Source organism: Kibdelosporangium philippinense (genome assembly GCF_021390435.2).
GTDB classification, from domain to species: domain Bacteria; phylum Actinomycetota; class Actinomycetes; order Mycobacteriales; family Pseudonocardiaceae; genus Kibdelosporangium; species Kibdelosporangium philippinense.
Genome location: NZ_JAJVCN010000002.1, coordinates 2,296,343 through 2,312,881, shown reverse-complemented (window position 1 = coordinate 2,312,881; position 16,539 = coordinate 2,296,343). Strand labels below are relative to the sequence as shown.

The 16,539-nt window shown below is 66.5% G+C and carries 22 protein-coding genes; 13 read left to right on the top strand and 9 right to left on the bottom strand.

What is annotated here, in order from left to right; genetic code table 11:
* Positions 1 to 493: 493 nt before the first annotated feature.
* On the bottom strand, positions 494 to 682 hold the full coding sequence (locus LWC34_RS29620; protein ID WP_233728364.1) for a hypothetical protein: 189 nt from the start codon (positions 680 to 682) through the stop codon (positions 494 to 496).
* Positions 683 to 704: 22 nt separating this feature from the next.
* On the opposite strand from LWC34_RS29620, the gene LWC34_RS29615 reads away from it, so the two are divergent.
* Entirely contained in the window at positions 705 to 872 is a 168-nt protein-coding gene (locus LWC34_RS29615; protein ID WP_233728363.1) for a hypothetical protein, read from the top strand.
* Between the two features lie 5 nt (positions 873 to 877).
* Here LWC34_RS29615 and LWC34_RS29610 read toward each other — a convergent pair whose 3' ends face one another.
* Both LWC34_RS29610 and LWC34_RS29605 read right to left on the bottom strand, forming a co-directional pair.
* Positions 878 to 2,113 carry an IS256 family transposase gene (locus LWC34_RS29610; RefSeq protein ID WP_233728926.1) on the bottom strand — a complete coding sequence of 412 codons (1,236 nt, stop codon included), beginning with the start codon at positions 2,111 to 2,113 and terminating at the stop codon, positions 878 to 880.
* Between the two features lie 121 nt (positions 2,114 to 2,234).
* Entirely contained in the window at positions 2,235 to 3,842 is a 1,608-nt protein-coding gene (locus LWC34_RS29605; RefSeq protein ID WP_233728362.1) for a recombinase family protein, read from the bottom strand.
* Between the two features lie 186 nt (positions 3,843 to 4,028).
* On the opposite strand from LWC34_RS29605, the gene LWC34_RS29600 reads away from it, so the two are divergent.
* The 3 genes from LWC34_RS29600 to LWC34_RS29590 are packed head-to-tail and all read left to right on the top strand — an operon-like array spanning position 4,029 to position 7,173.
* Positions 4,029 to 5,246 carry a tyrosine-type recombinase/integrase gene (locus tag LWC34_RS29600; protein ID WP_233724686.1) on the top strand — a complete coding sequence of 406 codons (1,218 nt, stop codon included), beginning with the start codon at positions 4,029 to 4,031 and terminating at the stop codon, positions 5,244 to 5,246.
* Positions 5,243 to 6,184, top strand: coding sequence for a tyrosine-type recombinase/integrase (locus LWC34_RS29595; protein WP_233724685.1), 942 nt, complete (start codon positions 5,243 to 5,245; stop codon positions 6,182 to 6,184). Before LWC34_RS29600 ends, LWC34_RS29595 begins: the two co-directional genes overlap by 4 nt.
* Entirely contained in the window at positions 6,181 to 7,173 is a 993-nt protein-coding gene (locus LWC34_RS29590; protein WP_233724684.1) for a tyrosine-type recombinase/integrase, read from the top strand. The genes LWC34_RS29595 and LWC34_RS29590 overlap by 4 nt, the downstream gene beginning before the upstream one ends.
* On the opposite strand, the gene LWC34_RS29585 is transcribed toward LWC34_RS29590, so the two are convergent.
* Complete coding sequence (locus LWC34_RS29585) at positions 7,174 to 7,734, bottom strand: recombinase family protein (RefSeq protein ID WP_233728361.1); 561 nt, start codon at positions 7,732 to 7,734, stop codon at positions 7,174 to 7,176. It abuts the gene before it with no gap.
* On the opposite strand from LWC34_RS29585, the gene LWC34_RS29580 reads away from it, so the two are divergent.
* A complete protein-coding gene (locus tag LWC34_RS29580; protein ID WP_233724682.1) occupies positions 7,697 to 7,996 on the top strand; it encodes a hypothetical protein in 300 nt (99 codons plus the stop codon). The genes LWC34_RS29585 and LWC34_RS29580 overlap by 38 nt on opposite strands.
* A gap of 43 nt (positions 7,997 to 8,039) precedes the next feature.
* Here the strand turns inward: LWC34_RS29580 and LWC34_RS29575 are convergent, their stop codons facing one another.
* Positions 8,040 to 8,525, bottom strand: coding sequence for a helix-turn-helix domain-containing protein (locus LWC34_RS29575; RefSeq protein WP_233724681.1), 486 nt, complete (start codon positions 8,523 to 8,525; stop codon positions 8,040 to 8,042).
* Positions 8,526 to 8,731: 206 nt separating this feature from the next.
* Positions 8,732 to 8,971, bottom strand: coding sequence for a DUF5372 family protein (locus LWC34_RS29570; protein ID WP_233724680.1), 240 nt, complete (start codon positions 8,969 to 8,971; stop codon positions 8,732 to 8,734).
* A gap of 32 nt (positions 8,972 to 9,003) precedes the next feature.
* Between LWC34_RS29570 and LWC34_RS29565 the strand changes: the two genes are divergently transcribed.
* On the top strand, positions 9,004 to 9,291 hold the full coding sequence (locus LWC34_RS29565; RefSeq protein ID WP_233728360.1) for an integrase core domain-containing protein: 288 nt from the start codon (positions 9,004 to 9,006) through the stop codon (positions 9,289 to 9,291).
* Between the two features lie 236 nt (positions 9,292 to 9,527).
* On the opposite strand, the gene LWC34_RS29560 is transcribed toward LWC34_RS29565, so the two are convergent.
* From LWC34_RS29560 to LWC34_RS29550, 3 genes are all read right to left on the bottom strand, one after another.
* Positions 9,528 to 9,992: a PPC domain-containing DNA-binding protein gene (locus LWC34_RS29560; protein WP_233728359.1), complete on the bottom strand. Its 465-nt coding sequence runs from the start codon at positions 9,990 to 9,992 to the stop codon at positions 9,528 to 9,530.
* A complete protein-coding gene (locus LWC34_RS29555) occupies positions 9,985 to 11,055 on the bottom strand; it encodes an asparaginase (protein WP_233728358.1) in 1,071 nt (356 codons plus the stop codon). Before LWC34_RS29555 ends, LWC34_RS29560 begins: the two co-directional genes overlap by 8 nt.
* Before the next feature lie 114 nt (positions 11,056 to 11,169).
* Positions 11,170 to 12,684: a helix-turn-helix domain-containing protein gene (locus LWC34_RS29550; RefSeq protein ID WP_233728357.1), complete on the bottom strand. Its 1,515-nt coding sequence runs from the start codon at positions 12,682 to 12,684 to the stop codon at positions 11,170 to 11,172.
* A gap of 143 nt (positions 12,685 to 12,827) precedes the next feature.
* On the opposite strand from LWC34_RS29550, the gene LWC34_RS57165 reads away from it, so the two are divergent.
* The 7 genes from LWC34_RS57165 (at position 12,828) to LWC34_RS29520 (ending at position 16,327) form a co-directional block, all read left to right on the top strand.
* Positions 12,828 to 12,950 (top strand): hypothetical protein, encoded by a 123-nt coding sequence (locus LWC34_RS57165; RefSeq protein ID WP_284051666.1) that lies wholly within the window; start codon positions 12,828 to 12,830, stop codon positions 12,948 to 12,950.
* Complete coding sequence (locus tag LWC34_RS29545) at positions 12,947 to 13,627, top strand: AAA family ATPase (protein ID WP_233728356.1); 681 nt, start codon at positions 12,947 to 12,949, stop codon at positions 13,625 to 13,627. The genes LWC34_RS57165 and LWC34_RS29545 overlap by 4 nt, the downstream gene beginning before the upstream one ends.
* A gap of 20 nt (positions 13,628 to 13,647) precedes the next feature.
* A complete protein-coding gene (locus tag LWC34_RS29540; protein ID WP_233728355.1) occupies positions 13,648 to 14,196 on the top strand; it encodes a DUF4254 domain-containing protein in 549 nt (182 codons plus the stop codon).
* Between the two features lie 3 nt (positions 14,197 to 14,199).
* Entirely contained in the window at positions 14,200 to 14,460 is a 261-nt protein-coding gene (locus LWC34_RS29535; protein WP_233728354.1) for a hypothetical protein, read from the top strand.
* Between the two features lie 55 nt (positions 14,461 to 14,515).
* A complete protein-coding gene (locus LWC34_RS29530; RefSeq protein WP_233728353.1) occupies positions 14,516 to 14,863 on the top strand; it encodes a hypothetical protein in 348 nt (115 codons plus the stop codon).
* Positions 14,864 to 14,930: 67 nt separating this feature from the next.
* Positions 14,931 to 15,626, top strand: a complete 696-nt coding sequence (locus tag LWC34_RS29525; RefSeq protein ID WP_233728352.1) for a 6-pyruvoyl trahydropterin synthase family protein — start codon at positions 14,931 to 14,933, stop codon at positions 15,624 to 15,626.
* On the top strand, positions 15,623 to 16,327 hold the full coding sequence (locus LWC34_RS29520) for a 7-carboxy-7-deazaguanine synthase QueE (RefSeq protein WP_233728351.1): 705 nt from the start codon (positions 15,623 to 15,625) through the stop codon (positions 16,325 to 16,327). Before LWC34_RS29525 ends, LWC34_RS29520 begins: the two co-directional genes overlap by 4 nt.
* The last annotated feature ends 212 nt before the right edge of the window (positions 16,328 to 16,539 follow it).

Here is a 16,539-nt window from a genome sequence, read left to right as displayed (position 1 = left end):
TGCACCAAGATGCGCCGTCGTGCTGCGACCCCTCTACCTCGCGCTCTCCAGCGTGTTCGCATTGCTCCGGCTCCTGCCGACAAGCAACACCGACAAAGACATCGAGATCCTCGTCCTACGCCACCAGTTGACCATCCTGCAACGACAAATCAGCAAACCGCGCCTCACCCCACCCGACCGCACATTCCTCGCCGCTCTGCTACACCACATCCCCAGACCCACACTGCGCCAACTCCACCTGATCATCTCCCCCGAGACTGTCTTGCGCTGGCACCGTGACCTCCTCCGCCGTCACCACGCCCGAGCCTCTCGGCCGAAACGACCCGGCCGACGGCCCACCATCCGCAGCATCCAAACCCTCGTTCTCCGGCTCGCCCGCGAGAATCCGAGCTGGGGTTACCGCCGCATCCACGGCGAACTGGCCACGCTCGCCATCAAGATCGCTCCGTCCACCGTGTGGGAGATCCTCAAAACCAACGGCATCGACCCAGCATCACGCCGCAACCAGCAAACCTGGGCCACGTTCTTGCGCAGCCAGGCACACGCCATCCTCGCCGCGGACTTCTTCGAAGTCCGAACCCTCACCGGCGCCAGGCTGTTCGTCCTCGCCGTCATCGAGCACACCACCCGGCGCATCCGCATCCTCAGCGCCACCGCGCATCCCCACCGCAGCCTGGACCACTCAACAGGCCAGAAACCTCATCATGGATCTCCAGGACACCGGAGCCACAGCTGTTCGGTATCTGATCCGGGACCGCGACAACAAATACACCGCCGCCTTCGACGCCATCCTCGCCGACAGCGGCATCACGACCATCACCACCGGCATCCGCCTGCGGGACTGTCAAATTTTCGGTGTAATTGGATCTTGATAAGGTTAGATTCGGTCGGCGGACAGGCGTCCGTCGAAGGCGATGTCGAAGGCGTTGAGGGCGGCTTTCCAGCGCATGGTCCAGCGTCCTCGGCCTTTGCCGGTCGGGTCCAGGCCCATCAGGGCCATGTACAGGCACTTGAGTGCGGCTTGCTCGGTGGGGAAGTGTCCGCGGGCATTGACCGCCCGACGCAGCCGGGCGTTGATGCTCTCGATGGCGTTGGTGCTGCAGATGACCGTGCGGATCTCGACGTCGAAGGCCAGGAACGGGGTGAACTCGGCCCATGCGTCGGTCCACAGCCGCACGATCGCCGGATACTTACGTTCCCATTTCTCGCTGAACTCGGCGAACCGGTCTAGCGCGGCCTGCTCGCTGGGTGCGGTGTAGACCGGTTTGAGGTCCTTGGCCAGCACGCCCCAGTCCTTCTTGGAGGCATACCGGAAGCTGTTGCGCAGCAAATGCACGACACAGGTCTGCACGATCGTTTTGTCCCACACGGTGTTCACCGCGTCGGGCAGGCCTTTCAGTCCGTCGCAGACGAGCATGAGCACGTCCCGCACGCCCCGGTTCTTCAGTTCGGTCAGGATCCGCAGCCAGTACTTGGCTCCCTCACCGTCGCCGTGCTCGCCGGCCCACAGCCCGAGGATGTCGCGGTCGCCGTCGATGGTGACCCCGAGCGCGAGGTAGATCGACCGGTTGGCGACCTGCCCGTCGCGGATCTTGACCCGGATCGCGTCGATGAACACCACCGGATACACCGCGTCCAGCGGCCGGTTCTGCCATTCGGTCATGCCCTCCAGCACCCGGTCGGTGATCGCCGAGATGGTGTCCTTGGACACGCTGGTGCCATACACCTCGGCCAGATGCGCGGAGATCTCCCCGGTGGTCAGACCCTTGGCCGACAGCGACAGCACGATCCCGTCGATGCCGTCCAGCCGGCGCTGGCGTTTGCGCACGATCGTGGGTTCGAACGAGCCGTCCCGATCCCGCGGCACGGTGATCTCGACCGGGCCGGTCTCGGTCAGCACGGTCTTGGCCCGCGTGCCGTTGCGGGAGTTGCCGCCGTTGCGGCCGGCCGGGTCGTGCTTGCCGTAGCCCAGGTGAGCGTCCATCTCGCCCTGCAGCGAGGACTCCAGCACGATCTTGGTCAGCTGCGCGATCAGCCCACCCTCACCGCTGATCGCCATACCCTCGGCTTGTGCTCGCTTCGCCAGTTCGGCCACGAGCTTCTCATCCACCACCGGGCTGGCCGCCGTCGTGGCCTGAGTCTTCGTCCTGTCAGTCACAGGTGTACCCTCCACTTTGGACAGTTACACCGAAATTTTTACACTCCCCCGCCTGCCGCGCATGAAACAGTTGGCATCAGACTGCGCTCCTTGTGGTTGATGTGGTGGTTGTTTCGGTGGGTGGGGCTGGTTTGCGGGGTGGTCGTCCGCGTCGTGGGCGGGCGATGTCGGGGCTGGGGAGTTGGTAGAGGTATTCGTTCTTGTCGTTGGCTCGGCGGCCGGTGAGCAGCCCTTGGTTGCGCCAGGTTTTGACGGTGCTGGTGCCGACTCCGAGGTGGCGTGCGATGTCGTTGAGGGTGAGCAGTCCTTCGTCGCGCAGGCGCTGGGTGTGGCTGCGTAGGTGGTAGGCCTTGCCGATCTGGCGGATGAGTCGGGCGTGCAGGGGCTGGCCGGTGCCGCTGACCATGCCCTTGCTGGTGAGGATGGCGGCGATCTCGGAGTCGGTGTGTTCCTCCAGCAGGGTGTCGATCGCTGATACGACCTCGGCCGGTGTCTGACGGATTTGCCATGCTGCCAACGGGATCGGTAGTGACAAGGTGCGATCCTGTCCTCCTTTGAGTCTGATATGGACAGTGATGGTGCTGTCGGTCCTGGCCAGGGTGGCGTCGGTAAGCAGCAGGCGGATGACGCGTTTACGTTCCCGCATCGGGGTGGCTGGATTCGCCCAGAGTGCGGGGAAGTCGGCGGCCAGCGCGGTGACGGCGTCGCGTTGTGTTTGGCTCAGTGGTCCGGTGTGCTGTTCGCGGGCGCGTTCGTAGGTGTCGGTGGCCTCGCCGAGCTCGCGCAGGGTGGCGTTCCAGGCGGCTTCGAGTTGGTCGGCGACCAGCCGGTTGGCGGGATCGACCGCGAGGTAGCGGCGGCGGGCCAGGTCGGCGTGGTATTGGGCGCGTTTCACGGCGGCGGCGCGGATGCGGTCGGCCTCGTCGGCGCGGGCGGTGAGCTCGTCGGCGACGGCCAGAGCGGTCTCCAAGGCCAGCGGGGTGACCGTGTCCAGGAGCAATCGGCTGACGGCGGTGTCGATCCCGGCGCCGGGGATGCGTTGGCAGATCGTTTTCCCGTGCTGGATGCCCTCGGATTGGCAGACGTATTCGGGGACGTGGTTGCCTTTGCGGGTGTGGTAGCGCACGGTCATCCGGCCGCCGCACTTGCCGCAGACGACCAGCCCTTGCAGCAGGGCGGGGCCTTCGCGGGGTGGGCTGGCGCGGCGGTCGTTGCCGTGGGCGGTGGCGTTGGCGGCCAGACGGGTCTGGTTGACCTCGAACTGTTCCCAGCTGATGTAGCCGGGATGGGAGTCGGTGATCAGCACCGTCCATTCCTCGCGCGGCAGGACGCGGGTGGTCATGGTGCCGTCGGCGCGGCGGTGATCGGTGCGCCGACCGTAGAAGAACGCACCGGCGTAGCGGGGGTTGTGCAGCACCTGCAGTACCCGGGAGTGTTGCAGCTGGCCCCAGACCAGCTCGCCCTTGCGCGGGCCTGTTTTCAGCCTGCGCGGGAACAGCAGCCCGTCAGCGGCGAACGCCTTGACCACGGCCAGCGCTGAACCGGTGGTGGTGAACGTGCTGAACACGCGCGCCACTGAGCCTTGGACGCTGGTGTCGGGATCGAGCACGACGTTGCCGACGGGGTCATAGACCAGGCCGACCGGCAGGGCCTGGACCAGCTCGCCGCGTCGGGCCTTGGACAACACCCCGCCCCGCAACCGCGCTTTCAGGAAATGCAGTTCGGCCTCCTATGCGAACCCGTCCGTTATGCCGACCTGGCGGGGGAAGTTGTTTGCTCCCAGCAAAATCTGGCTACCAAGTTCGGCGTAATCAGCGTCCTTGATCAGCGTCTCCTTTTCGCTCAACACCTTGATGGAGAGGAGAAGGTCATGACGACAGTTCCGTGTTGGGCTCGGGTGTGCCTACCGTTAGCTCCTTATGCTGATGGTTACCGGGCTGAGCTGGAGCGATTGGGTTACACGCCGCTGACCGCGGCGGCGCATGTGCGGTTGATGGCGCACCTGAGCCGATGGCTGGCTCGGGAGGGTCTGGAGACGTCGGAGTTGACCCCCGCGACGGTGGATACCTACTTCGTTTACCGCCGCGCGGCCGGCTACGTCAACGAGCGCACCGCACGAGCGCTGCGGCCGCTGGTGGGCTACCTGCAGCATCTGGGGGTGGTTTCAGCGTGGGTCCCTGCGGCCGCGACAACCCCGGTGGAGCAGTTACTGGTCCGCTATCGCGACTACCTCACCACTGAGCGAGGACTGGCCCAAACGACGGTCGCGCTGAATGTGCGCCTGGTACAACCGTTCCTGCTAGAGAGGGCGAACAAGACCGAAGATGACGTTGATCTGGAGCGCTTGACCGCGGGTGAGGTGGCCGCGTTCGTGGTGGTGCAGTGTCGGAAGCGGCCTCGGTCTGCTCAGCGGATCGTGACGGCTCTCCGGTCCCTGCTTACGTTTCTGTATCTGGAAGGTGTCATCGACCAGCCGCTGGCCACAGCCGTGCCTTCGGTAGCGGGCTGGACGCTGAGAGGTCTGCCTCAAGCGCTGGAAGCCGACCAGGTGGTCGCGTTGCTGGCCTCGTGTGATCAGCAGACCTCGACAGGGCGGCGGGATCTGGCGATCCTCACGTTGCTGTTTCGGCTCGGGCTGCGCGCTGGTGAAGTCGCCGCGTTGGGATTAGACGACATCGACTGGCGACTCGGTGAGATCACGGTGTGGGGCAAGGGTAATCGGCGTGATCGGATGCCGCTGCCGGCTGATGTCGGGGAGAAGATCGTCGCCTATCTGCGCAACGGACGCCCTGCCGCTGCCCAGGGCCGGACGGTGTTCGTTCGTGCGCAGGCTCCGTATCGGGCGTTGAGCACCGGCGCTGTCACGACTGCGGTGGCCTCCGCGGGCCGACGGGCTGGTATTGGCGTGGTGCACGCTCATCGGCTGCGGCACTCGGCGGCCACCGCCATGCTGCGTGGAGGTGGCTCGCTGAGCGACATCGGCCAAGCTCTACGACATGTTCGCCCGCTGACCACCGCGATTTACGCGAAGGTTGATACCGAGGCGCTACGGGCACTGGCCCGGCCTTGGCCAGGTGAGGCGGCATGACACAGTCACGTCCCCCGCTGCGCCGCGCGCTCGCGGACTACTTGGATTTGCGTCGCGCTGTGGGTTTCCGCTTGGCCAACGCCGGCCGCTTGCTGGGTCAGTTCGTCGACTACCTCGAACACGACGGCATCGACACCATCACCACCGAGAACGCGTTGGCCTGGGCGACGCTACCCGCTGGGACATCCCTGCATTGGCTGGCGATCCGCGTCAGCGTGGTGCGCGGCTTCGCCGCCTACCTGCACAGCCTTGACCCCTGTGTGGAGGTTCCGCCGGCCGGGGTGATCCACGCCGTGGGGCCCTGCCGGGCTACTCCGTACTTGTATTCCGAGGCTGAGATCCGGTCACTCATCCAGGCCGCGGCCATGCTGCGTCCGCGCCTTCGGGCCGCCACCTACCAAAGCCTGATCAGCCTGCTGGCGATCAGCGGCCTGCGGATCAGTGAAGCGATCGCCCTTGATGACGAGGATCTCGACGTCGAGCACGAATTGCTGATGGTGCGTGACACCAAGTTCGGCAAACACCGCCTGGTTCCCTTGCACCCCAGCGCGATGCGAGCCCTGACCCGCTATCGACAGTGTCGGCAGGAACGGCTGCCACGACCGGCCAGCCCAGCACTGTTGCTCTCCAGCAGGGGGACACGGTTGCTACACAGCAACATCAGCCTTGTCTTCGCCCGCCTGGCCGAGGGGTGCGGGATCACACGCCGCTCAGCGTCCTGCCGGCCACGAATCCACGACCTCCGGCACAGTTTTGCGGTCGCGACCGTGCTGGACTGGTACCGCCAGGGCGCCGACATCCCGGCCATGATGCCCAGGCTGTCGACCTACCTGGGCCACACCGACCCGAAACACACATTTTGGTACCTCTCTGCCGCACCGGAACTGATGGCCCTGGCCGGGCAGCGCCTGGCCGAACACCTGGCAGGTGGCGCATGAGCGGCACTCTGGCCCCGACCCTGCAAGCATTCTTCACCGACCGACTGGCCCGGCAACGCCAGGCCAGCGGCCACACGATCGCCGCCTACCGCGACACCGCCAAGCTATTGCTGATCTTCACCGAGAAACAGACCGGCAAACAACCCTCCACTATGGACATCACCGATCTGGACGCTCCGCTGATCGGCGCGTTCCTGACCCATCTGGAAACCGACCGCGGCAACAGCGTCCGCACCCGCAACGCCCGACTGGCAGCCATCCACTCGCTGTTCCGCTACGCAGCGCTGCACCATCCCGACCAGGCCGCGGTCATCCAGCGGGTCCTGGCAATCCCACCCAAACGGTTCGACCGCACCCTGATCACCTACCTCACCGAGGACGAGATCACCGCGCTGCTGGCCGCCCCGGACCCGAGCAACTGGACCGGACGCCGCGACCACGCCCTGCTCATGCTGGCCTGCCAGACCGGGCTGCGCGCCACCGAACTCACCCGCCTGAGGATCAGTGATCTCCACCTGGGCACCGGCGCGCACGTCAGTTGTCTGGGCAAGGGCAGAAAACAGCGGATTACCCCACTCACCGCTGGCGCCGTCATGGTGCTTCGTGCCTGGCTTGCCGAACGCGCTGGTTTGCCTGCCGACCCGTTGTTTCCGACCCGCCGCGGCGGCCCCATGAGCCGGGATGCCTTGCAGCGCCGGGTTTCCATACATGCAGCCACTGCAGCGCGATCCTGTCCCACCTTGGGTGAGAAGAAGATCTCACCTCACGTCCTGCGGCACTCCGCCGCGATGCGGCTGCTCCACGCCGGTGTTGACATCTCCGTCATCGCGTTGTGGATGGGACACGAAAACACGGCCACCACGCAGGTTTACATCCATGCCGATCTTGCACTCAAGGAGCGGGCGTTGGCCCGAACCGCACCCCGCGACGCACCACCAGGCCGCTACCAACCCCCCGACACCATCCTCGCGTTCCTCAACGGTCTGTGACTATAACGAACTTGGTAGCCAGATTTTGCTGGGAGCAAACAACTTCCCCCGCCAGGTCGGCATAACGGACGGGTTCGCATAGGAGGCCTTATGTGGACGTCCACATAAGGCCTCGGACATTGTCCCTTTGAGACCGAGCAGGAGCCGGTCGTTGAAGTTCGCCGGGTCGTAGAGGCCGTCCTCGTCCAGGATGAGGGTGCCGGCCAGCGCGCAGATCTCCAGCAGCCGGTGCCAGTCGGTGTTGTTGCGGGCCAGCCGGGAGACTTCCAAACCGAGCACGATCCCGGCGTGTCCCATGCCGACATCGGCGACCAGTCGCTGGAACCCTTCCCGGTCCGCGGCTGAGGCGCCGGACTGGCCCTGGTCGGTATCGATGACGATGATCTGCGACTCGGCCCAGCCGAGTGCGACCGCCCGGCCGCGCAGCGCGTACTGCCGCGCGGTCGACTCGGTGTTGGACAGGACCTGTTTCAGCGTGGATTGACGGACATAGAGGTAGGCGTCACGCCGCAGGTGCTCGTGGGTGACCTTGCCCGCCGCGCTGGCGGCGCTGGTGTTCACAGTCTTCTCCTTGATCGCGTGCGGGGTGATCGTGTTCGGGCCGCAGCGCTGCCAGTGCCATGCCGGCCAACACCCGCACCAGTTCGGTGGCATGGCCGGTCAGCGCGGCCGTCGTCGGGGCGGGGCGAGGTTCTGGATCCTGTTGTGCGGCAACGGGAATCTGTTGTTGCGCCGTGGTCCAGGCAGCCATGCCGCGGCCGGTCAGCACGCCCCAGCCCAGCCGCCATCCCTCGCCGTGGCCGGACAGCACCGCCGCGCGTAGTTCTTCGTATCGCGCGGCGGTGTCCGCGCCGTGGGTGGGGATGTCAGGGGCTGCTTTTGGGTCGCTCCTTGGATTCCGTGTGGCGGCGAGCCAGCGCCCGCTCGATCGAGCGTGGGTGCACGCGCGTGCCGAACCGCTGCTGGATCAGCTCTGCTAGCGCCGACGATCGCAGCGTGGGGTCGGCGGCCAGGAGTTCCTCGAGATGGTCGACGACCTCGTCGGTGAGTTTGCGCGGACCCTTGGGCCCCGGTTTGGCGGGAACCAGGCCGGCTGGTCCGCTCTCGGCCACCGCGGCCGCGGCCTGGTAGTAGCTCTGCCGGGAGAACCCGAACGCCGCCGCCGCGGTCGTCACCGAGACACCGTCGACTTCGACCCGGCGCACCATCTCGTACTTGACTTGCACGAGGTCGCGGGCGTCGAAGAACTCCGAGTCGGTGAACCGCTCGTCGGCCACCGACTCCGGATGCGGGTTCAGTGTTCGCGACTCACGCAACGTCTCGGCTTTCGGGTCTGCCCGTCGCCTGCCCATGCCTGCTCCACCACCATGATCTTGTCTATCTAACTTTGACGCGATGGGCGGTGACTCTAACCATGCGATGTTGTACTTCTCCAGCAGGACAACCGCTATTCACTCGGTCGTGTGCCTCCGTGAGCAACGAATGATGACCATTGTCGGCATAGTTGCCCTGACATTCGCGGCGCAATCTGGTTGACACGTGGATCAAGCTCAGACGGTCAGGGACGCAGGCTCGCCAGCACATCGGCCAACGCGAGCAGGTCCTGGATCCGGAACGGCGAACGGCCGGCCGCCATCACCACGAACGGATCCGGCTCCACCACGTCGGTCCAAGCCGTGGGCAGGGACTTCAGCTCACCGCGCTCATCATGGAAGCAGACCCGATCCTCACCCCAGTTGTTGCGGCGCGCCACGAACTCGAACTCCTGCCCACGCAACGGATGGAACGGATGCGTCACCCGCACAACTCGTTGCTCACCGGCTCCATCGGGTGCATTCGACGACTCGGTCCAACGCGATCATCGAACGCTGGATCCGCACCTGCCGAACCGAACTCCTCGACCGCACCCTCATCCTCAACCAAGCACATCTCCTACATGCGCTCCGCGAGTACGAAGACTTCTACAACCAGCACCGACCCCACCGCGCCTTACACGCCGCAGCACCACAACGATCACTTCCCCCACCCATCACAAAACCACACGCACTCGAACATCTCGACATCCGGCGACAAGATCGACTCGGCGGCATCCTCCACGAATATCACCACGCCGCTTGACCTGTACGGATGGAGTTTTCGGCACCTACACCGCCACAACTACTACCAGCGACAACGCATCAAACATCCCAGACTGCGGTTGCCGTATTAGCGGTGCGCCGAGTGCGACGACGACCGCGAGCCATACCGGGACTTCTACCGTCTTCATGCCCGGAACCTATTGCGGTCGTTGGCATCGAGCTGCCGTCCGGCGCGACTATCCGACCCGTTTGGCCTCGACAGGTCTGTCGAGCAGGTCAGTTGGGGTCGAACCGCAGAAGCGGAACGTCGTAGAGGTCGGGTTGGCGGACGCGGTGCATCTGGGGAGCGGCGACTTCGATGACGAGCATCTCGGTGAGGAACTGGACTTGTGCGCCAAGGAGGTGGCTGGTGTGGCCGACGGCGCTGTGTTCTTTGAGGCCGACCGCGACGTGGATGTGTGGCGCGACGCTGTTGTTGGTTGGGTCGTAGGCGAGGGTGCCGCCGCCGAAGGCTTCGACGTTGGTCAGGTGGACCTTGGTCCACACGGGTGCGTTCGGGTCGTCGAGTTTGTCGCAGGTGCCGACGATCTGGACCTCGCTGAATCCGGCGATGAAGCCGGGGATGTAGCCCTGACGCACCCCGTTGTCGCGGCAAAAGTCGGTGAGGGCAGTGAAGAAGTGGTCTCCGTGGTCGAAGGCGACGGCGAAACTGCGGCCAAGAGTCAATTCATGGCTACGCACGGGCGGCTCCCGGGACGGTGGTGTTGGCATGGTCGGGTTGCTGATCGAGGCTGGCGTAGCCGCCGGCGCGGGCGAACGTGGCGCGGATACTGGCAAGGTCGTGTCGGCTCGCCAGGAGGCGATGCAGCAGGATGCGGGCCTTGAAGGGGGCGAGGAAGCCTGCGGAGATCAGGCCCCTGCCCAGCAGGTCGGATTCGGATCCAGGGAAGGCGTAGGTGCGGGAGAGCACCGATCCGGCTCCCGTGCGGGAGGCCAGCACCACGGGCATCGCCGCAGCCAGTTCGGTCAGCGTGTCCACGACAGTGGCGGGGACGTGGCCGACGCCGAACCCGGCCACGACCAGCCCGTCGCAAGTGCCGGCGACTGGGCGCAGCAGGGCGCCGGTGTCGCCGAGCACCACCGTGACCAGCGCGACGTCGACTGAACGGGGTTCGACAGCTGCCGGGATGGTGGTGCGGCTTGTTGGGTGGTTGAGGACGCGGGCTTGGCCTTCCACGACGTAGCCAAGGGGTCCGCCGTTCGCGGAGGCGAAGGTGTGGCCGCTGGTGGAGTGGGTTTTGCGGACGCGGGCGGCGGCGTGGATCTCGTCGGCGAACACCACCAGTGCGCCGAGGTCTCGGGCGTCCGGGCTGGCGGCGGTCTGGATGGAGGCCAGTAGGTTGCCTGGCCCGTCGGCCCCGGCCAAGGTGGGGTTGCGCATGGCTCCGGTGACCACGACCGGTTCCGGCCGGGTGTGTGCGAGGTCGAGCAGGTAGGCGGTTTCCTCGATGGTGTCGGTGCCTTGGGTGATCACCACGCCGTCCACGCCCGCGACGAGCCGCGCTTCGATCGCGGTGGCCAGCGCGGTGAGGTCGTCGATGGTCAGGGACGCGCCGGGGACCCGGCGGAAGTCCTCCACCTCGATGGAGATGCCCGACTCGGCCAGGCCGGGCACGGCCGCGACGAGCTGATCTGCGGACAGCGCAGGCACCACACCGCCGCCCGAAGTGGAGGTCATGGCGATCGTGCCGCCCAACCCGAACAGGACCACGCGGCGTGCCGAGTTGGTGGAGAATTCGGGCACAGGACGCCCCTTCCCTGGGTCGATGTGGGATCGGTGAGGCAGCCTAGCGCGACGTTAGGCGTCACCTCGCCCACGACGCTGGGCTGCTTGCTTCGCCTCTGGATTGGTCTCAGTTCAGCAGTGAACGGCCTGTGCGAGGAAGCGGCAGGCTTGATCGACGCCGTCGGTGGACAGCAGGCGGCTGCGGGGTTGGGCGATGCCGCTGCTGCCGTACTCGCCGAGTTCGGCGCAGCGGCGGACCAGCCAGGCCCAATCGAGGTCGAGGTACTCCGCCAACGCCCGCAGTCGTTCGTCCGGTGTCTCGGCGGCGGCGATCGAGTGGGCGCGGGCGTATCCGGTGGCGTCGGCGAACTCGCGCAGCAGCGGCGAGGTGTCGGTGACGTCGACCTGCCAGATGCCGTCGGTGCCGACCCAGTTCGCGACGATTGCGTGCCGTTGGCCGTCGAAGACGAAGCCGGGGACGGCGGCGTATTCGGGCTCCGCAGTTACGTTGACGGTGATACCGAACGACTCCATCAGCGCCATCGCGAGCAGCAGCATGATCCGTTCGGGACGGCTGGAGTCAGCCACGGCCGATGGTGGGATGCAGAACGCGCGGGTGGGCGCAGTATCCGATCCGGGGCGTGCGCCGCCGGATTGACGTAGGTAGGCGTACTTGTGCGCGAACAACAGCCAGGTGCTGGCTTCTTCGCCGCGCTGCTCGCGGGTCCAGAACGCCGGGATGTCGGTGAGTTTTTCGGTGTGGCGCAGGATGTGGCTGGCGCAGAACTGCGAGCCCAGCCACATCTGCGACACCGGCGCGAGGTCGCCGGCGATCTCCCGCCCGGCCGCGGAACGGGGCAATCGCTCGTAGGCGGCCAGTTGCCCCCGGCTGTCGTCCAAGGGCCCGTCGTCGTCCAGCAGTGCCTCGTCGAGGTTGGCCACCGCCCAGAGGATGCCGAGGGTGAGGTCGTCGAGCGCGTAGGCACGCGACATCAAGAGCCGCGCCTGATCGGGTGTCCCGGCGAGGCGGCGGCGAGCCTGCCGGGTGTCCAGCCCGAACAGGCCGGGACCGTGCCCGTCCCCTTGGGTGACGCCGACGACCAGTCCACGCCGGGGCCGCCGCAGGAACGGATCGTCGGCGAACCCGGTCGGCACGGTGGCGAGGATGCGGCCGTCGTCGCTGGCCGGATACGCCCTGGCCGCGATCTCGGTGCCGGTGAAGAACCGGCCCGCCGGTGCTTGCACCGCAACCTCGTCCTCGGAGCTACGCCCGGTGCCCAAGGCGAGCCCGGGGACACCGGCGGGCGGCGGGCCGGGGACCGGGATCGATATCCCCGCCACCAGCGCGCCGGTGCGGGAGCGGCGCCGTGCTTGCTTGGCGTTTTCGGCTTCCTCACGCAGGCCGAGCAGCGCGCCGTCTGCGCCCAGGCCGTGGTCGAGGGCGCGAACCAGGTCGGCGGAGGGCAGGCCCTTGCGAGGCCGCTCGGCAAGCGACACGTACTGCCGGGAGTACCCGATCTTCACCCCGAGCTGGGCGTGGCTGAGGTCGGCCGCGAGACGGCGGCGCCGGATCTCCTCGGCGAGCAGGGCCGCTGCGGGCTCGACGTCCCCGCCGCCGGCCGTGGTCTCGGCCGTGTCGTCCGTCATCGTGGGCTCCTGGCGCTGTGCGTGTCACGGAGGGGGCAACAAGGTCCAACCACACGCTGTCGCGGATTTGCCCCATTCCGTGAGCATAGGTGTTCCTGGTCACATGGCAATCAGCTCACCGGACATCACGTCAGGAGGCCCTTGTGACGCTGCTGCTCGCCCTGGCCGAACAGTCCGGCCTGGACTGGCCGGGGTCGGTACGCGTCGCGCGGCTGCCCGGCTTCGACCGAGCCGACGAGCCCGATCGGCGAGGAGAACTGTGGTGAGCGTTTCACTCGAAAGGCCGATCACCATCGGCGTGCTTGGTACCCATTCCACGGGCAAATCCACCTTTGTGGCCCGCCTCGCGCACGAACTCCGGCTGCAGGACATCGACGTCGCCACTGTCACTGGTCTTGGGGAACAAGCACAGCGCCTTGGGTTGCCGATCGCGTTCAACCACACCTTCACCTCCACCCTGTGGATCATCACCCGAGGGATCAGCAACGAGCTGGAGGCGTGGCTGCACGCGGATGTGGTCCTGGTCGACCGTGCCGTTCCCGATGCCTTGGGTTACTACCGCGCCGCATTGGCCTACCGCAACGAAGAGCCCGACATCGCCGCCGTGGCCGACCTGGAATCCCTGGTCAAGGCGCACAGCCGCCACTACGACCTGATGCTGTGCACCACTCTGGACCCCAGCACGGCCCCGGGCGGGTACAAGATCCGCGATTCCCACAGTGACTTCCGCGTGTTGGCCGATCATTACGTCAGCCGGGTCCTGCACGAGATGCGGCTACCGCACGAGCTACTGCCCGCCGACGGCCACGACCAAGCTCTGGCCCGTGCCCTCGCGTTCGCCACCGCCCGGTTGTCCGGTCTGCACACCGGCCGATCACGTGACGGGCCAGCATCTGGGGCTCCCCCGGGCGAGCGGCTCCCAACGCCACCTCCAAAGGAGTGATTCACATTTCCAGTGTCGTGATGCAACACGATCCCGTCTCCGCTAAACACCACCAGGGCCACCGGCGCCTCAAGATTCCGCGTGCCGCGACAGTGGTGCGAGCGTTTAGCCACCCCGGTGAAGCCGGCGACCGCGACGTAGTGATCGCGGTCGCTGCGAAGCTGGCCGCCGAGCATCACATGCGCGCGCAGGCCTTCCAACTCATCCACGATCCCCACGCCGACGACCACGTGATGGCCGCCGCTGCTCGCACGCTCGCCGCGCGGGAGACCGCCTGCGCGGTGTTGATCGAGCAGATCGATCGCTGGGCGGCCGTCGAGTTCGGCGAAGCCCGCGCCACGGTGCTGAACACCGAAACCCTGGGCCAACTCGTTGACCGGCTCGCATCGGTATGGGCCCGCTCCCGTCTGATCACCAACAACGCCACTGGCCCGGCCGCGTCCACGTGGGCCCGGTTGGCTCTGCACCAACTCGGCGAGTTGTGTACCGGCTTCGACGACCTGGTTACTGACGTCGAGTGCGGCCGACGTCGCCTGCCGGTCTACCAGACCCCGACCGGTCCGACGTGAATCATGGGCGGGATACGCGAGATCGTCGCCGTCATCGTCCCGGCCGACAGCTCGGTCGGCCGGGCCGCCCAGGCGATCGACGACATGTCCGCGCACCTGCCGCCGCCGGACGATCCGCGTGCGTGCCCGCTCTGCTCCACCCAATCGTGGCCCTGCGCCCGTTTCGAGAACGCCGCCCACCATGTCCAGGCCGCCGGTGTTCGGCTGGGCGAACTGGTGCCACCGGACCTGCACACTCGCCTCTGGCCGCTGGCCCGGCCATAGCCGTCACCGCCCACCACTCGCCAGTCCGACACCCGGCTCGACAGGGAGCAGCACGATGGATGAAATTCTCGCTGGCACCATGCGCGATGCGGTGTACGGCCGCCTGGACTACCTGGACCAGCTCGTGGCCGACGGCGATGAGCCGTCCCGCGCCGCCCTTGCCAACACGGAGATCTCGCGGCTCACCACCGGTTGGCGAGACTTGCTCGCCGCGCACCACCCTGATGAACACGGCCGATGCCCACAGTGCTCCGGGTGGCGACGTCCTCGCCGCCACCCCTGTTCGGTGTGGACCACCGCCCACCGGCACCTGATCGCCGACGACGGACCTCGTGGGGCCACCTCCGGCAGGCACGCGGCTGCCACCGGACAGCCGACCGGCGCGGTACCCCGGGTCTCCTGACGAGGGACGTGCCAGCCGGCTCACGTCGGCCAAGTTTCGTTCTGCAGGACCGAGGAAGGAGGGCCACATGAAGGCAAAGGCTACGAGCGAGAATTCCCTCGCAGACGAGCAGATCACCATCTCAGAAAGGTTTGACTTCAGTGCCAGCCACGAACTGAGGCTGTTGCCGGACAGTCACAAATGTCACCGCAACCACGGGCACAACTATTCGGTTACTGCCTCGGCGCTCGTACGTGACGGCGCACGAGAGAGCTTGTCAGCCCTGGGGGACTACCTCGCCGAGACATTCGACCACCGTCTCCTCAACGACCGGGTCCCCTTCCACCCGACGTGTGAACATCTCACTGCTCACCTCGCCGAGTGGTTCCGGGACACCATCGAATCGGCTGCGCCGATCATGCTGGTCGCAATGGTGGTGTCGGAGACGACGACCACCTCGGCTCGTTGTGACGGCGTCACCGGCGAGATCACGATCTCGAAGACCTTTCCGACCGGCCACGGCGACATCACGCTGGTCCTGGGAGCGGACGACCTCGACGAATTCGGTTTCGTCACCGACTTCGGTGACCTGAAGCCGTTCGCGGCACACCTGCGTGCGGTCGGCACCGATGAGGGGCTACGCCGCGCGGGTCCCGCGCTGGTCGCCCACCTCGCCCACTGGTTCGTCGACAACCTCGAGCCGAAGATCCGCGGTCGCCTCGTGTCCGCACGAATCGAGTCGGGAACCACCACAGGACTGTGGGAACGGGGTGGGGCAGCGTGAACGCCCCTGCGCTGCTGCCCGAGCGCGTGCAGGGCACCGCGATCCTCACCGAGAAGTTCGAGTCGTTCCAAGGCGAGGGCCCATGGACCGGTCAGCGCTGCGCGTTCGTTCGGTTCTCTCACTGCAACCTCCGGTGCGGCTTCTGCGACACCCCGGAAAGCTGGGACTGGACAAAGTACAACCCGACCGAGGTCAGCGAGAGAGTCCCCGTCACCGGACTGGTGTCGTGGGTGCGCGAACGCGCCGTGGACCTGGTGGTGCTCACCGGCGGGGAACCCATGCTGCAGCAACCTGCCATGGTCGCCGTCGCCCGCGGCGTTGGACCATCGCGGGTGCAGGTCGAGACCAACGGAACGAGGATACCCATCCCCGAACTGGTGCCCCTGGTCGATCTGTGGGTGGTGAGCCCAAAACTCGCGAACTCCGGTATGTCCTATGGAGTTCGGATCAAGCCCGATGCGCTCGCCGCGCTGGCCGGGACTGGTCGTGCGGCGTTCAAGTTCGTCGTTACCGACCCCGATCATGATCTCGACGAGATCGCCCAGCTCGTCAAGGAATACCAACTGGACCCGGTGTGGGTGATGCCGGAGGGCACCGCCCGCGAGAAAGTACTGGCCGGCATGGACGCGCTCTACGACCCGGCAACCGCCCGAGGGTGGAACGTGTCAACTCGGCTCCACATCCTGACCGGTGCCCGATGATGCCAACCGAGTATCGCCGAGTACGAAGGCCAACTTTCCTACGTACCAATTATTCCGGAGCAAGTGCATCGGAAGGCTACGGCTGAATGTCTGATGAGGACCGTCCGGGTCGTCGCGGATTTCCCGGCGGGGCGCCTTCCCGGCGCGCGTACATATTCGACCTTCGTCGTGCCCAGCCCAGTTTCTCCAGTCACGCGGAAGCGAGGAAACGT

Excerpts from the sequence above, each read along its gene's own strand:
- LWC34_RS29615 (WP_233728363.1), top strand. The coding sequence starts at position 705 with ATGGATCTCCAGGACACCGGAGCCACAGCTGTTCGGTATCTGATCCGG.
- LWC34_RS29600 (WP_233724686.1), top strand. The coding sequence starts at position 4,029 with ATGACGACAGTTCCGTGTTGGGCTCGGGTGTGCCTACCGTTAGCTCCT.
- LWC34_RS29595 (WP_233724685.1), top strand. The coding sequence starts at position 5,243 with ATGACACAGTCACGTCCCCCGCTGCGCCGCGCGCTCGCGGACTACTTG.
- LWC34_RS29590 (WP_233724684.1), top strand. The coding sequence starts at position 6,181 with ATGAGCGGCACTCTGGCCCCGACCCTGCAAGCATTCTTCACCGACCGA.
- LWC34_RS29575 (WP_233724681.1), bottom strand. The coding sequence starts at position 8,525 with ATGGGCAGGCGACGGGCAGACCCGAAAGCCGAGACGTTGCGTGAGTCG.
- LWC34_RS29550 (WP_233728357.1), bottom strand. The coding sequence starts at position 12,684 with ATGACGGACGACACGGCCGAGACCACGGCCGGCGGCGGGGACGTCGAG.
- LWC34_RS29540 (WP_233728355.1), top strand. The coding sequence starts at position 13,648 with ATGCAACACGATCCCGTCTCCGCTAAACACCACCAGGGCCACCGGCGC.
- LWC34_RS29535 (WP_233728354.1), top strand. The coding sequence starts at position 14,200 with ATGGGCGGGATACGCGAGATCGTCGCCGTCATCGTCCCGGCCGACAGC.
- LWC34_RS29530 (WP_233728353.1), top strand. The coding sequence starts at position 14,516 with ATGGATGAAATTCTCGCTGGCACCATGCGCGATGCGGTGTACGGCCGC.
- LWC34_RS29525 (WP_233728352.1), top strand. The coding sequence starts at position 14,931 with ATGAAGGCAAAGGCTACGAGCGAGAATTCCCTCGCAGACGAGCAGATC.